Source organism: Veillonella dispar (genome assembly GCF_937975875.1).
GTDB classification, from domain to species: domain Bacteria; phylum Bacillota; class Negativicutes; order Veillonellales; family Veillonellaceae; genus Veillonella; species Veillonella dispar_B.
Genome location: NZ_CALJSP010000014.1, coordinates 38,872 through 56,572, shown reverse-complemented (window position 1 = coordinate 56,572; position 17,701 = coordinate 38,872). Strand labels below are relative to the sequence as shown.

The window sequence follows — 17,701 nt, the reverse complement described above, 5'->3', positions numbered from 1 at the left end:
CATAAGTAACTTGGTTGCCGTTTTCAGTTTTATTAACTGTTACGGAGTTATCGTTAGAAGTTACTACTGTACGAGCATCTTTCAATTGTTTTACGTTAACTGCATCAGTATCGTTTACGCCTGCTTTCACATTAGTAATGTTCAAGTTACCAGCGTTGATACCAGTTTTAAGAACAGATGGACCACCAGAGATAGTCAAACCACCGTTGTTAACAACAGTATCACCAATAGTTAAGGAACCAGATGGAGTCAAGTTTACGTTGTTGTTAAGATCGTATTTAACTACGCCATCAGCAGCTACGGAAGCTGTTGTGTTGGAACCATTTGTGAAGTTCAAACCTTTATCCAATGTAACTTTTTGGTCGTTAGAGCCGTTCGCTTTGTATGTCAAAGGAATTTGTTTAGCAGCTTTATCGCCATCGAATGTTACTTGGTAAGTTGTGTTGTGATTTGCTTCGTCTTGTACAGGTGTAACAGTGATTGGGTTATTGCTATTGTTTGCATTGTTAACAGTCACTGCTTCACGAGCTGCATCTTTTACAGCATTACGGGAAACATTTACTTCGTATTTAGCGTTTGCATCACCAGTTTGTTTGCCGTCAGCCACAGTAATGTCAGCGATGTTAGTGTCGCCTGCTGCAGCAGATTTTTTAACTACACTTTCAACAGCAGCTTTGTCGCCTGTAGGCAAGTTGCTCAAGTCGATCTTAGCTGTTTTGTTCACTGCATTATCATTGCCATCAACATATTCCAATGTAACTGTTTTATCAGCGTTCACTGTATATGTTTTGTCTTTGATATGAATGTCGTTAGCTTTGGAGATACGTTTAACATCGCCAATGTTAGCTGCGTTATTGATCACATCACCACCAGATTTAAGGTTAGTGATGTTGTTGTCGCCCATATTCACATTACCGCCATCGAATTTGAATTCGTTGCCGCCGATTGTGAAAGTAGCAGGGCCTTCGTTTTTAATAGTCTTGATGTTAGTCAAGTCACCAGCTAAACCGAATTCAACTTTAGCGCCATCTTCAGTGTTAGATTGTTTTACAGTCAAGTTTTTACCTGCTGCCATTTCAACTGTTTTACCATCAGTAATAGTTTTTGCAGTTGTTGCGGAGTCAGCAGTTGTATTACCAGTGGATTTCACATTCCATACGGATTGTGCAGCACCTGGAGCTACATGCAAGTCATAAGTAACTTGGTTGCCGTTTTCAGTTTTATTAACTGTTACGGAGTTATCGTTGGAAGTTACTACTGTACGGGAATCTTTCAACTGTTTAACGTTAACTGCATCAGTATCGTTTACACCAGCTTTCACATTAGTAATGTTCAAGTTACCAGCGTTGATACCAGTTTTAGTTACGGATGGGCCACCTGTAATTGTTAAGCCACCATTATTAAGAATAGTGTCGCCAATTTTTAAGGAACCATTTGGAGTCAAGTCGATGTTGTTGGACAATGCATATGTGTAAGTATGTTCGCCAGTTGCAGCATCGATATTTTGTTTTACAGTCAAGTTATCGCCTGCAGCATAGGAAACAGTTTTACCATTGCCAACAGCTGTAACAGCGTGGTTACCAACTACATTGCCTTTAGCGTCAGTGGAGAAGGAGTAACCGTCTTTGATTTGATCAGCCAAACCGGACAAGTCGATTTTCGCAACTGTACCAGCTTGGTTAGCACCGTTACCATCATTATATTTCAATGTTACGGATTTGCTTGCTGCATCGTAAGCGTAAGATGTAGTAGTTTCACCTTGACGATCAGAGGATGTTGGAGCAATGTGCAAGTCGTTAGCTTTAGAAATACGTTTTACATCGCCAATGTTAGCTGCATTGTTATTTACATCGCCACCAGATTTAAGGTTAGTGATGTTTTGGTCACCCATGTTGATAGGGCCATTTGTGATGTTAATGGAGTTAGGACCAAATTCCATTTTTGGACCATTTGTAGTATTGGAAATGGAATTGATATTAACTAAATCTTTATTCACATCGTATTTAACAACGCCTTCAGCATCTACAGAAGCTGTTGTGTTTTTACCATTTGTGAAGTTCAAACCTTTATCCAATGTAACTTTTTGTTCGTTTGTGCCATTCGCTTTGTAAGTCAAAGGAATTTGTTTAGCAGCTTTGTTGCCATCGAATGTTACTTGGTATGTAGTGTTATGATTTGCTTCATCTTGTACAGGTGTAACAGTGATAGGGTTGTTAGTTGTGTTTGTAGTATTTACAGTTACTGCTTCACGAGCTGCGTCTTTTACGTCGTTACGGGATACGTTTACTTCGTAAGTTGCGCCTGCATCACCGAAGTTTTCACCAGCTTTAGGTGCAACTTTAGCGATGTTTTTGTCGCTAGAACCAGCTACATCTGCTTTAGCTTGTACTTTTTCAGTAGAAGCTGCAGTAGGTTTTACGTTGTTAACATCTACAGTATATACAGTTTTTGTGCTGCCATCTGCATTTTGAATTACATTGCTTGTTACTTTCGCAGCATTTTTACCTTCTACTACAACAGTGCTGTTCAATTTATTTTTAGCGTTGTCGGACAAGTCAGCTACTACATTGGAACCAGAAGCAGTTGTTTTAATGTACTCACCATTGTTAGCACCTACAACGCCGAAGCTCAAGCCGCCTTGTTTGTTCAATTTTTGAAGATCAGTAGCGCCTGTGTTACCAGTCAAACCAACTGTGTTATTGAAACCGTTATTTACAATTTTCAATTGTTCTTCAGTAGCAGCACGACCTTTTTTAGCGAAGTCAGGAGCATCCAAAGTTACGTTAGTTAAACCAGTGATATCACCAACTTTAGCATTCAAGTTAATGTTGTGATCGCCTGCTACGTTTACAGTTTGGTTACCACCGAATACAACTTTGCCGTCGCCATCTTTGTTTGTGATGGATGTAATGTCAGTTAAATCACCTTCAACGTCTACTTTGAAAGTTTTAACGCCATTTACGTCACGGTGAGAAGCAGTTGTGTTCTTACCGTTTTCCATGTCGATAGCTTCTTTAGCAAGGTTTTTAATTACAGTCTTACCACCATTGTTGATGTTGGAAAGATCTTGTTTAGCAATACCTGTGATAACAGCAGTTTCGTTAGGAACGTCTTTGTTGTTACCATCAAGGTAAGTCATAGTTACTTTGCCGTTATTATCTACTGCGTATTCACCTGGTTTGATATGACGTTCGTCAGCACGAACTTGCTTCAATTGGCTAACATTAACAGCATCATTATCGTTTACACCAGCTTTTACATTTGTAATATTCAAATCGCCAGCGTTGATACCAGTTTTTGTAATGGAAGGGCCACCATTGATAGTCAAACCATTATCTGTAATGTTTGTATCACCGATTTTTAAAGAACCATCTGGAGTCAAATCAACATTTTTATTTAATGCAAATTCAACTTGTGCATTACCATCTTTGTTGGTTTGTTTGATGGTCATGTTTTTGCCGGCTTGCATTTCAACAGTTTTACCGTCTTTGATTTCTTGAACGCCAGCGGAACCTTGTGCAACCTTACCTTCTGTAGCAGAAGATTTAACGTTGAAGGAGCTCATATCGCCAGTTTTCAAACCGCTCAAGTCGATAACTGCTTTAGGGCCATTTACAGTTTTACCATTACCATCTTGGTATGTTAATGTAACTTTTTTGTTAGCGTCTACAGTATATTCAGCTACGTTATTGTTTGTGCCTGCTGTAGGAGCCACGTGCAAGTCATTCGCTTTAGAAATACGAACAACATCGCCAATATTAGCAGCATTATTAATTACATCGCCACCAGATTTAAGGTTAGTAATATTGTTACCACCAAGATCTAGGTTACCACCAGTGATGCTGATGTTGTCACCACCAAAGTGCATTGTAGGGCCACCATTGTTAGTAATGGAAGTAATGCCACCAAGATCGCTATTCAAAGAGTATGTATATGTTTGTTCACCAATGGATTGGTTAATGTCTTGTTTAACTGTTAAGTTCTTACCAGCTGCATAGTTAACAGTTTGACCGCTTTCAACTTTAGTTGCTGTAGCAGTACCATCTAATTTACCACCGTTAGCTTTAGCATTTGTTAAGAAGTCATATTTAGCAGCAGTATCAGCAGCGTTGATTGTGTAAGTAGTTTTACCGTCTTTCACAGATGTATCAACAGTTACATTTCTACCAGCTTTTACCAAGTTAGTGTCATCGAATTTCAAAGTTAATTTGGAATCCTTACCACCATCATCGCTAGCAGCTACAGATACACGACCTTCACCACGAACGTTCAATTTACCGCCGTCAGTCAAGAAGTCACTAGAACCAGTGTTACCAGTTACAGCAACACCAACGTTTTTCAATTGAGCTACGTTAACAGCATCAGTGTCTGCAGTACCAGCAGCAAGACCTGTCAATTGACGAGTCAATGTTTTACCATTACCGATGGATACAGCAGCTGTAGTAGCTGTTTGTACATTACCTTGTAAGTTAGTATATTTACGAGTATGTAAATCAGATGGATTGTAGCCAAGAACGCCTTTATCTGTTGTTGTAACAGAAGAGGAACCAAGAGCTACACCGTTAGCAATGTTAGCTTCAGTTTCATTACCTAAAGCTATTGTAGCTTCAGCATTTGCTTTAGATTTACGACCTAATGCAACACCATATTTACCGCCTGCACGAGAAGCTGGGCCTTCAGCAATAGCAGATTCACCAGATGCTTGAGATTGCATACCAATAGCAATAGCATTTACACCAGATGCTATAACACGATCAGAAGTTTTACCACTTTGACCGATAGCAATGGAGTTATTACCAGATGCATCAGCACGAGCACCTAATGCTGTTGCACCAGATCCAGTAGCATGTGTATCTCGACCGATAGCAATTGTATCTAAGTGAGTTGCAGTATTGTCTCGGCCAATAGCGATTTGGGAGTTTTCATTACGAGTTTCAGGATCATTTGCACCACCATTTGTGGAGTCAGTTAAGTTATTTTTACCGATGGAGATACCACCCATTGTTTTAGCATTATTAGATTGACCTAATGTAATTGTGTCTGCTACATGGGATGTATTTTCAGAACCAATCGCAACGGAGTTTTGACCCAATGCATTTTCTTTGTAACCAGCGGCAAAAGATCCAGGACCAGCAGAATTGGAATATACACCCATAGCAGCAGATTCTCTACCAGTTGCACTAGAATAGTTACCAACTACTGTAGAGTATGCACCTGCATTTTTAGGTGCTGTTTGCCAAGTACCTTTTGTGTAGTCAACGTTGTTATAGGAACCGATTGCAATGGCACTTTGTGCATTAGCATTACTTACGTTACCAATAGCTACCGTTGCCGCACCAGCTGCTCTGTTGCCAGCACCAATAGCAGTGGAAGCACCGCCGCTAGATTCGTTTTGATTACCAACAGCTAAACCAGAATTACCATAAGCTTGGTTATTTGCACCAAGAGCCGTAGTACCATCTTCATTATCAGTTCTATTTTGGTAACCTACAACGATAGAATTAACGCCAACACTGTTAGCAGGTTTAGCATTAGCATGAATATCAATTCGGCTACCTTCTGTATTAATACTGCCATCGGAGCTAACTATTGCGTGAGCTGGGTTACCAGCAACTGCACCACCAACAAGTGCCAAGCCAGCCAATACGCTAGCTAATACTTTTTTCTTGCCGTTATTATTTTTAGCAGTTTCAGGTACTACTACGTAGCAGCCTTTAGATTTGCTATAAACGACTTTAAAAACCTTATTCATAGAAACTATGAACCCCTTTCTCTCTTATAAAGAAAACACTAAATGCCTTATTCATACATTTTTTGTTTCATGAATGGTTTATGACACACGTTCACATACTATTCATTAAGATATTAATATGATAACAATTTATAAACTAATTGTAAATAGAAATTCCCAAAATAATTAAAATAAATTTTATATTTCTAAACAAAATAAACCGAATTTTCTAGATATGAGAAAATATCTCCACATCCGCATAAAACAAGGCTTTTCTTTATAATGGTTTTATATATAATATAATACATTATATATATAAGACTATAAAACGGATCAATCTAGTTTATATTTACATTATATTTGAATATCTTATACAAGATCATCTTCATCTTAGATATATAAACATTCTAAATTAGATGAAGTTTAAATACAGCAAAAAAGCGTTTCTTCATAAACGTGTAGAAAAAGGTAGTTAATATAATCAGTCTATTATTTTATAATTGTTTATATTTGCACAATTATAGAGTCATATTATAGAGTCATATTATAGAGTCATATACGTATAGAAAACAATCCATAAACACAAAAAAACAACGCCATCCTTTCGGATGGCGTCGTTTTGCATAAGGATTGTGTGCCCTAGTCGGGGGCCAGGGTACATCAAGGCCCTCAAACAATCGCCGTATGAGGGCCATATGTAATTGTTCATTATATACACTGTGCGTCACACATCATCTTCCTAATTCATTGTATATCGTTTATGCCGAGCTCTCAGTGTGTTAATGATTTATTGTTAAGTTTACAAACCTTATTATTGAATCGCAGCGCGCAAGTCTACTTTTTTAGTTTCTTGGTTAGCTGGACGATTGATCGCTTCACGAAGATCTACAGTGTGTTCATCTTGAACAGTAGGTTCTTCACTAGCTTTATTTTTTACAGTTTGTTTAGCTGCGAACCAGATTGTTTCGTTCATGTAGTGACGAAGTTCTTCGTTAGAAACGTTTTCTTGGTCTTTAGCCATTACATCCAAAATAGCATCTTCTAATGCTTGTGCTTCATCGTCAGTCATAGGACCGCCAACTTCTTTTTGTTTTTGGATGATTTCGTTAATACGATCTGTCATGCCACGCAATACATTGTAACCATAGCTGTTAGTGAAGCCATCTTCTTTATTGTATTTAGGCATTTCAAAGTATTCGTATTCGTTTTTATTACGGTTTTCACCATTCCAGTTCAAGAACACTTCTTGACCATGTACACGACCGATGGAATGTGTACGGAAGTAGTCAGCATAGTTGTGTTTGTCATAGGAATGTAACCATTTTTTCTCAGCTTTAGTCATACGCTCATGGTTTTCGTATTTCACTTTAGCTTTTGCGATGTTGATCTCCGCATTTTGCCAAGCTTTTACATAGTCATGAACAGCAGACACTGTTTGTGGACTAGCCACTGGAACCAATACTACATTGCCCAATGCTGGAGCAGATACTGGGTTACGTAAAATTAGGTTATCGTCATATGTTGGAGCGGATTGTGCACCTACAACGCCTGTAGAAATAACAAGAGCCGCTGCACAAGCAAGTAATGTAGATTTTTTCATTCTATATTCCTCTTTTCTATCGTTAGATTATGGTGAAAGTATCTCTCACGCGTTTCACGTTCATATTTAAAAGCATTATTTTCATAAACAATAGGGAGAGGTAAGCGCTACGCTAGGTAGCGCATACCTTCCTTTGTTCATTCAGTTCTTACACTCACAAATGATTACATACCAAGTTTTGCCATCATAGCAGCAATTTGAGCTTTCATTTGTTCGTTTTCAGCTTTCAAATCAGATACTTCTGTTTTTAATCCAGCGTTTTGTGCTTTAACGGAAGCCATTTCTTGTTGCATTGCATAAGCAGAGCTGATAGGGCCTTTGCGGTAACGATCTGCTACAGCAGCTTCGCTATCACGGTTGCCAACTTTCCAAGTTACACCAGCATTTGCCATCATGTGACGGGAACCACCTGCCCAAGCTAAGCCTGCATGCATCATTGTGGACTCATTTTTGTAGTGAGCAACGCCCATTGCAATAGCGGAGTTACCACGGTAGTTACCATAACCAGCCATGATTTGAGTTGGTTCTAATGGATCGTATTGGATAGGTTTCAATGCTGCAAGAGCTGCACCTTGTGCACCAGTACGGCCGATTTCGTCTGTCAATTCATCGAAACGAGGGCTTGCACCAGTAGTCAAGTCGTATACTTTTGCACCATCTGTAGTTTCAGATTCTTGAACACCTACAGTACCATCAGTGGATTTAACGATTGTACGGGAATCTTTCAATTGTTTCAAGTTAACCGCATCTGTATCGTTAGTACCTTTACCAAGGTTAGTAATTTTGTTACCACCCATGTTGAGGTTACCACCAGTTACGGAAAGGTCACCAGCGTTGAAGTTCAATGCAGGACCATTGTCGCTATTCTTGATGGAGTTGATACCTTTAAGGTCTTTGTTCAATTTAACAGTTAAAGTATCGTTACCATCAGCTACTACGTTGATGTTACCAGCAGCGGATTGGAATGCAGTGGATTGAGCCGCAGTCACACCTTCACCTTGAACTTTAACAAGCGTATTCAACGCATGTTTGTTTTCAGTGCCAGTGTTGTTACCTGTGAATCTCAAACCATCATCCATAGTTGCTACTTCACGTTTGATTGGGTTACCATCAGTATCTTTCAATGGGTTGCCATCTTTATCTTTTGGTACGTATACGATACGTTCAGATTTATCGCCATTGTTAGCTTCTGGTTTAACAAGAGTTTTGGAACCGTGATCTGTAGAGATATCTACACCAGTACCATCTGCACCAGCAGGACCTTGAGGACCAGTCAAGCCAATGTGACCTACACCGTCTTTACCAGCGATGGATACAGCATCTTTACCATCTTTACCGATGGAAACTTTGCCGTCGATACCGTTAGCACCATCTTTACCGGAGATGGATACACCATCTTTACCAGCTACGCCATCTTTACCAGGAACGCCAATGGAGTTCAAGCCGTTAAGATCTTTATCAAGACCGATTACAACTTTACCATCTTTAGTCATAGTTTTGATGTTGGATGCGCTGTAGTTGTCATCAGCTTTAGTGCCTTCACCTACGATTTCAAGTTTTTCACCCAAGTTTTTATGGATTTCACTATTAGCACCAGTAGATTGTGTACCGAAGTTCAAACCTTTGTTGCCGATTGCATCAGCAGTTTCTTTAAGGTCGGATACGTTTACAGCACCAGTCTTAGCATGAGGATCAGCAGCAGCATTGTTAATCTTATCTAAGTAAGTATCGCCAGTTTTATCAGCAATAGAGGAGCCAACGTTTTGTAACTTAGTAGGATCAGTAGAAGAGTTAGCAGCATTATTCATGGATGCTATAACTTCGTTTGCTGGAACTACGTCGCCAGTACCATCAACATTTGTTGTGAAAGTACCATTTGGTTGTTTGTAAACTTTAGTACCATCTTCTTTAGTGTATACTACTGGAATTTGAGCGTTGTTTACAACACCTTGGTTATTGATCTTGATGTCATAAGCATGACCTTTAGCAGGATCAGTGTTAGTGTCTGTTACAGATATAGAGTTATCGGAAGATTTAACAGTTGTAGCGTTATCTTTCAATTGTTTAACGTTTACAGCATCTGTATCGTCTTCACCAGCTTTAACGCCTGTGATTTTCTTATCGCCAGCATTGATGCCGTCTTTCTTAACAGATGGACCACCAGTGATAGTCATACCGTCATTATCAATCTTAGTATCGCCAATTTTTACGGAACCATCTTTAGTAAGATCAAGGTCTTTAGACAATTGAACTTTCAATTTGCCATTGTCGTTATTTACACCGATGTTGTTATCAGTCAATTTGTCTTTATCAGCACCACCAACGATATCTACTACGTTGTTAAGATGTTTCTTAATAACTTTAGTTGGATCAGTTTGACCGTCGTCACCAGCAAACTTCATGCCATCATCGTGAGTTGCTACTTGATGTTCGTTGCCATCTTTATCGTTGTAGAAGATACGAGTGATACCATCAACACCGTCTTTACCGTCTACACCAGCTTTACCTTCTTTAACAGTAATATCAGCAGTTACATTTTTACCATCTTTACCAGCAGGGCCAGTCAAGCCAATGTGACCTACGCCATCTTTACCGGAGATAGATACTGCATCTTTACCATCTTTACCAGTGATACCAACTTTACCGTTGTTACCATCTGTACCTGCTGCACCAGTAGGACCAGTAATGGATACACCATCTTCACCGTCTTTACCATCTTTACCATTAACAACTACTTTATCCAAGTTAGTTAAGTCTTTGTTCAATGCATAAGTGTAAGTGTGGCTACCATCTGTACCGATTTCTTGTTTTACAGTCAAGTTTTTACCTGCACCGAAGTTTACAGTTTTACCACTTGCTACTTCTGTTTCTGTAGAAGTACCGTCAACGTTACCAGCTGCATTAGTTTTGAAGCTGTAAGCTGCTGCAGGAGCTGGGATGTTCAAGTCGGAGAAGTCGATAACTGCTTTAGTATCAGTTACTGCTTTACCGTTGCCATCATTGTAAGTTAATGTAACTTTCTTAGTAGCTGCATCGTATTTGTATACGTTTTCAGTACCGTTAGCTACACCGCCTTTAGCTTCAGTGCTACCAGCTTTAACTGCTGTAGGAGCGATATGCAATTCAGAAGCTTTCAATGTATCATGTACAGATTTCAATTGATCTTCTGTAGCTGCTTGACCAGATACGATATTGTTAGGATCGAATGTTTTATTAGTCAAACCACCGATATTGCCAGTTTTAGCGTTCAATGTGATAGGGTTAGTACCACCAACTGTTACTGTTTCGTTAGGACCGAATGTGAGTTTACCAGAACCAGCGCCATTTGTGATGGAGTTGATATCAGCTAAGTCACCTTCAACGTTAATTTTGTATGGATCAGCGTCTGTACCAGTACCAGATTTCTTAGTGTTTTTACCGTCTTCAATTTTCGCTAATTTAGCATTTACAGTGTAAGTTTTTTGACCTGTAGTTGCATCAGTTGTATCAGTAACAGTTACGTTGTCACCAGCTTCAACTTTAGAACCAAGACCAGTAATTACTTTCTTACCTGCATCAGTGATGTTGGAAAGATCTTGTTTAGCAATACCAGTAAGCTCTACTTTATCATTTGGTACATCTTGACCTTTACCGTCAACGTAAGTCATTGTTACGTTGCCTTTATTGTCTACAGCATAGCTACCTGGTTTGATGTGTTTTTCATCTTCAAGAGTAGCTACTTCATGAACTTTAGTATCACCGTCTTTAGTGTATGTAATACGGTCGCCATCGTTCTTGATTGTTGTAGTTTTACCAGTTGGATCTTGTAAGCCGATTTCTTTAGTTGTTACTTTTTCAGTAGTTACGCTTGTAAGATCTTTAAGTTCTTTATCAAGAGCGTATGCAACTTCTGTATTACCGTTACCGTCGTTAGTTTGTTTAACAGTTAAGTTTTTACCAGCTTGCATTGTAACGGATTTACCGTCTGCAATGTTTTGATCTGTGTCACCAGAATGTGTACCTTCTGTAGTAGAAACTGCACCAGATTTCAAGTTCCAAGTAGATGCTGTGCCAGCAGCTGCATTTACATGTAAGTCATATGTTACTTGATCGCCATTTTCTGTTTTGTTGATTGTTACAGAATTATCTTTAGAAGTAACAACTGTGCGAGCTGCTTTCAATTGATCGTAGTTAACAGCGTCTGTACCATCAGTAGCAGGAGCTAGGTTAGTAATTTTCTTACTACCAGCATCAATACCAGTTTTAGTAACAGATGGACCACCAGTGATAGTTAAACCACCATTGTTCATTACTGTATCACCAATTGTTAAGGAACCACCGTTAGTCAAATCAACGTCTTTGTTCAAATCGTATTTAACTACGCCATCAGCAGCTACGGAAGCTGTTGTGTTGGAACCGTTAGTGAAGTTTAGACCTTTGTCCAATTTAACTGTTTGGTCACCAGTACCATTAGCTTTGTATGTCAAAGGAATTTGTTTAGCTGCTTTTTCACCATCGAATGTTACTTCATATGTAGTGTTATGGTTAGCTGCATCTTCTTTAGGTGTTACAGAGATAGGGTTATTTGCATCAGCTGTGTAGTTGCCACCAGTAGTTGTACCACCGTTGTTAACTGTTACTGCTTCACGTGCTGCATCTTTAACTGCATTACGGGAAACATTAACTTCGTATTGAGCATCTGGATCATTAGTATTTTTACCACCAGCTACTGTAACGTCAGCAATGTTAGTGTCGCCAGCTGCGTCAGCTTTTTTAACTACACTTTCAGTAGAGGAAGCACCACCAGGTGTAGAAGAATTAGCTACAGCTACTTTATAAATTGTTTTATTAGGATCAGTTGTATCTGTAGTTACTGTTACATTGCTAGAACCAGAAGCTACTTCTACTTTGTGGTTTAATTTAGCTTTTGCGTCATCGGACAAATCAGCTACTACATCTGTACCAGAAGCAGTTGTTTTGATGTATTGACCGTTGTTAGCACCAACTACACCGAAGCTTAAACCACCAGCTTGGCTCAATTTTTGAGTATCTGTGTTGCCAGTGTTACCAGCCAATTTAACTGTGTTGTTGAAGCCATCGCTTACTTTTTTCAATTGGTCTTCAGTTGCTGCACGACCAGAAACAAACGTTGGGTTAGTAATATCCCAATCTTTATTTTGTAAGCCAGTTACATAGCCACCTTTACCATCTAAGGAAATAGGGTTGTCGCCTTCAACTTTTACAACTTGATCACCAGCGAAGGAGATTTTACCAGAACCGTTACCATTTGTAATGGAAGAGATATCTGTTAAGTCACCTTCTACATTTACTTTGTAAGGAGTAGCTGCTGTACCATCACCTGTTACAGTAGTGTTTTTACCAGCTTCAACTTTAGAAGGATCAGTGTTACCAGTAGCACCAGTGGAGCTTACTGTGTAGATATCTTGACCTTCAGCACCTTGAGATTTAGCTACAGTTACGCCTGCACCAGCTTTAACTTCTGTCTTAGCAGCTTTTAATTGTTTTACGTTAACTGCATCAGTATCATCTGTACCAGGAGCTACATTAGTGATTTTGCTACCACCCATGTTAAGTGGGCCACCAGTGATGTTGATGGAGTTGCCACCAATTGTCATTTTAGGACCACCGTCAGCATTGGAAATGGATGTAATACCTTTCAAGTCACCTTCTACATTAACTTTGTAAGGAGTAGCTGTGGAGCCATCACCTTCAACAGTAGTATTTTTACCATCTACAAGTTTAGTTTTAGCGTCTTTTAATTGTTTTACGTTAACTGCATCAGTATCGTTTACACCAGCTTTTACATTAGTAATGTTTTTATTACCAGCATCGATACCAGTTTTTGTAACAGATGGACCACCAGTGATTGTTAAGCCATCGTTGTTAACTTTAGTATCACCAATTGTTAAAGAACCATCTTTAGTCAAGTCAACGTCCTTGTTCAAGGAGTATGTGAATTGTTTACCAGCTTGGTCTAATACAATGTTTTTACCAGCGCTGAAAGTAACAGTGTCGCCAGGGCTCACTTTTTCAGAAGTTGTACCGTTTGTAGTACCACCGTTGTTAGCGGAAGTTACTTTCCAACCAGAGTTGTTGATCGCTTGAGTTACATTGTCAGTAGTAGCAATGCCGTTTGTAGTAGGAGCTACTGCTTTACCATCAGCATTAGTAGTAATATTTTCACCTACTTTAGCAGTGATTTTTACACCATTTGCATCAGCAGATGTGGAGATGAATTTGTCATCACCTTTAACATTCAATGTACCGTCTTTCAACAATACGTCGCTATTACCAGTGTCACCAGCATATTTTAAATTAACGTTTTTCAATTGAGCTACGTTAACTGCATCAGTGTCAGCAGTACCTGCTGCAACACCAGTGATTTGACGAGTTGCAGTTGTACCATTACCTACGGAAACTGCAGCTAATGTAGATGTACCAATTGCACCAGCTTGATCACTATATTTATTAGTACGGCTATCCGCTGGGTTGTAACCTTTTATACCTTTATCTGTAGTTGTTACAGAATCAGAACCTAGAGCAACACCGCCAGCGATAGATGCAGTAGCACTATGGCCGATTGCAGTAGCATCTTTAGCACTTACAGTTGTAGCCCAACCAATACCAGTACCGCCTGCAGCAGTTACAGTAGATTTACGGCCTACAGCAGTAGAACCATCTGCTTCAGTAGAACCATCACCAGCACTTGCACCAGGACCGAATGCAGTAGCGCCTAAACCATTAGCAACAGCTTGTGTACCGAATGCAGCACTGGAGGTACCAATAGATTTAGCGTAACTACCTACAGCTGTACCATTATTACCAGTTGCTTCAGTTTTAACACCAATTGCAATTGTATTATTATTATCAGCCTTTACTTCTTGACCGATTGCAATCATACCAGATGCACTTTTAGCTTTACCATCTGCTTGAGCACCGTTACCAATAGCTAGTGCAAATACATTATTTACCTGACCTGTTGCAGGATTTACAGTATCGTTACCACGTGCAATTGTTTGTAAATATTTACCAGCATCACTTGCTACACTACCAATAGCAATTGTTTTACCTGTACCAGCAATTACTTTAGTACCAATACCAATACTATCTTCTCCTGTAGTAGTATTTTCACTACCAACTGCTACGTTACGTTCACCGTTAGTAACATTGGAAAAACCACCAGCAAAGGAACCTGCTCTATTAATTTTGTTTGTACGACCAATTACAGTTGCTTGGTTAGCATCAGTTGCAATTGTATTACTAGAACCTACGGCTGTAGATTGTTCACCATCTACATTATTATTAACACCAAGTGCTACAGCAACATTCTTTTTAGCTTTACTTAAGTAACCTACAGACACAGCACTGGAAGCTGTTGCTTCAGCTTGACGACCGATTGCCACAGCAGCGCCTTCAGTAGCATTTGCGCCAGAACCGATCGCGATAGAACGGTCACCAGATGCTGTACTGGAGTTACCCATTGCTACAGATGCTTCACCAGATGCTGTATTGCCAACACCGATTGCACTTGCAGATTTATTAATAGCCTTATTTTGATTACCAAGTGCTAAAGAGGATTCTCTATTTGCAGTATTTGCAGCACCATAGATGATCTTGCCACTTTCGTCAGCTGGGCCACCAGCAGCATTATTTTGGTAACCTACAACTACGGAGTTTTTAGATGTTTGGTTACTACCATTCAATGTACCATCAGGTGTAATGTTAATGGCACTGCCCCCCAAACCTACACTAGCTTGTACAGGTGTACCTGCTGTAGCAGCTACCATAGCTAAACCAGCTAATACGCTAGCAAGAGCTTTTTTCTTACCACCATTGTTTTTTGCAACTTCGGAAACTACTACGTAGCACTCTTTAGTTTTGCTCCAAACAACTTTAAAGATTTTATTCATATTACTATGAACCCCTTTCTTAACTAGACACAATTACAATCCTTATAATTAAATCATTATAAATACAAAAGAAGGAAAAGCCTAAATTTCCCATACCTTTACGCCTTTCTGAGTATCTTTCATATTTCTTTCATTTTGTGTCATGAACAGAATATCATATATCGAAAATGTTGTAAATAGTTTTCTTCATGTTTTTATCATAAACAGCAAAGTTTGTTGTTAGAACCTTTATTTTGTTAAACAAAATTTAATATATGAGTGTTTTTTTACTCATTTTTTCGGCGTTTTATACGTATTTTATAAAATATAATCTATTTTTCTCTATGCAGTACTAGTTTTTTCGATAACAATATTAATGTAAGTTATAAATAAACGATTAATTGATTTAATCTCATTGATTTTTCTCGATTTTGTCATCTATTTATATACTATCTATAAAATATGGATCATAGAAAAATATGAATATAATAATTTCACAAGCTTTTAAAGGTACTTTCACCAATTTTTCATATATTAGTTTATAAATGAATTAACTATGAATTTTCCGGCCGATTTTGATAAAAATTATGATATACTAAATCATAATGCAGTATAATTGGGTCATCCCATAGGAGATGATACTAACCATTTTAGAAACTGTATAAACAGATAGTTCATATAGATATAGATATAGATATAGATATAGATAGAGATATAAATATAGTTACAGTTATAAATATAGTTATAGATATATAAGTTGGTATTTACCCATAAAGAATAAGAAAGGACTCGTTATGGATACACAAACTAAAGAGCCATCAAAAAACACTTCTAATGAAGTATATAAAGACAATAAAGGAAACAATCATAATGAATCACAACAAATAATTAGTGCTCCACCGCATCAAAAGTCTGCGGATCAAGAAGAGATTGATGCATTGAAGGACTCTTACGATGATTTTCTTTATGTATCAAAAGCATTTTCTAATTGTGCTATCAACTCTTTAATTGCCAAAGCACGTCTATACGGTCTCAATCCAGCGCCAATTAAAGGTGCCCGTGTCCTCGAGCTTGGTTCCTCTTGTGGTGGTAATATCATCCCTCAAGCACTGTACTATCCAGAAGCAACTTTCACAGGCATCGACCTCTCCCCTGTCCAAATTAAGCATGGTAACGAGTTAATCAAATCTATCGGCCTCACTAATATCACGCTGCTAGAAAAGGATATTATGGACATCGATGATGATTTCGGCACCTTTGATTACATCATCGTCCATGGCATCTGGTCTTGGGTGCCAGATATTGTAAAAGATAAAATCTTATCCATTTGTAATCGCAATTTATCAGACCGCGGTATCGCCTATGTATCGTACAATACATATCCTGGTTGGAAACGATTAGAACAAATTCGCGACATTATGCTCTATTCTGAAACACAGGCTAAAAAAGATAGCTTGCAAGAACGCACGATTTACACAAAGAATGTGCTAAAGCTAATTGCAGAAACCATGAAAATGGACGATGAAATTCAAAAACAGTCTGGTTATAAAATCGATAATATCAATCGCGTGTTGCAATCCAATAACTATTATGTAGCCCATGAATATTTAGAAACCTTTAATGATCCTGTTTATGTGGCTCAATTCATTGAGCGTGCAGAGCATCAAGGCTGCGTATATATTGGTGATGCACGATTAGAAAAATCCTTTATTACTTGGTTAGATGACAGCATCGTAGATAATATTAAGGTCCTCTCTAATAATGATTACAAGGCAAAGGAGCAATACTACGATTTCGTTTACGATACACAATTCCGCATGGCCTTATTAACTAAACAATGCAATGCAGATGCAATCGTGCGTAATGAAACAGTAGATAAAGAAATTCTTGATAGCATTTACTATTGCGGGCCTGCAGAGGATAGACTTGGTACACCAAATGGTTGGACAGATCCTTTACATCAAACTATCAAGTATTTTATGAATACAAAACAACTATTTACTATAGAGGATATTCAAAAATATATAGAAGAACATTATCCAAACGAAACCTTTGATATGAACAAGCTATATGTGCGCCTATTCCACCTCTCTATCCTCAACCACCTCAATGCATATGGTGAGAATTATGAATGCTTGCCATTTGTAGAAAATGTGAGCTATATTCCTGAGCGATTTATTAATTATGTTTCCACACTAATTGAAGGTAATGGCAAACAGTACATGACGTTAGGTAATATGTTTAACCAAGAGGACGCTAGTGTAGATGAAGGATTACTATATGTAATGAAGCAAATGGCAAAACCAATCTCTCGAGCAGAGTTAATTGCAATTCTAGATGAAACACTAACGATTACACGCACTCGAAATGGTGAAACATTTACGGTGCCTAGCAAACAATATTTAGACGAATCAATTCAACATATCACTGCTTTGGGATACTTCAGACAATAGATATACCATGATATAAATAAAAAAGCGT

General features: G+C 38.5%; 4 protein-coding genes. 1 reads left to right on the top strand and 3 read right to left on the bottom strand.

Annotated features, from left to right (window positions below):
- From Q7P05_RS00635 to Q7P05_RS00625, 3 genes are all read right to left on the bottom strand, one after another.
- The coding region (locus Q7P05_RS00635; protein ID WP_303930032.1) for an ESPR-type extended signal peptide-containing protein at positions 1–5,752 on the bottom strand (5,752 nt) is incomplete at its 3' end.
- Positions 5,753–6,542: 790 nt separating this feature from the next.
- Positions 6,543–7,331: a hypothetical protein gene (locus tag Q7P05_RS00630; RefSeq protein ID WP_005384742.1), complete on the bottom strand. Its 789-nt coding sequence runs from the start codon at positions 7,329–7,331 to the stop codon at positions 6,543–6,545.
- A gap of 164 nt (positions 7,332–7,495) precedes the next feature.
- Positions 7,496–15,241, bottom strand: coding sequence for an ESPR-type extended signal peptide-containing protein (locus Q7P05_RS00625; protein WP_303930031.1), 7,746 nt, complete (start codon positions 15,239–15,241; stop codon positions 7,496–7,498).
- Between the two features lie 773 nt (positions 15,242–16,014).
- On the opposite strand from Q7P05_RS00625, the gene Q7P05_RS00620 reads away from it, so the two are divergent.
- Entirely contained in the window at positions 16,015–17,673 is a 1,659-nt protein-coding gene (locus tag Q7P05_RS00620; RefSeq protein WP_303930030.1) for a class I SAM-dependent methyltransferase, read from the top strand.
- The last annotated feature ends 28 nt before the right edge of the window (positions 17,674–17,701 follow it).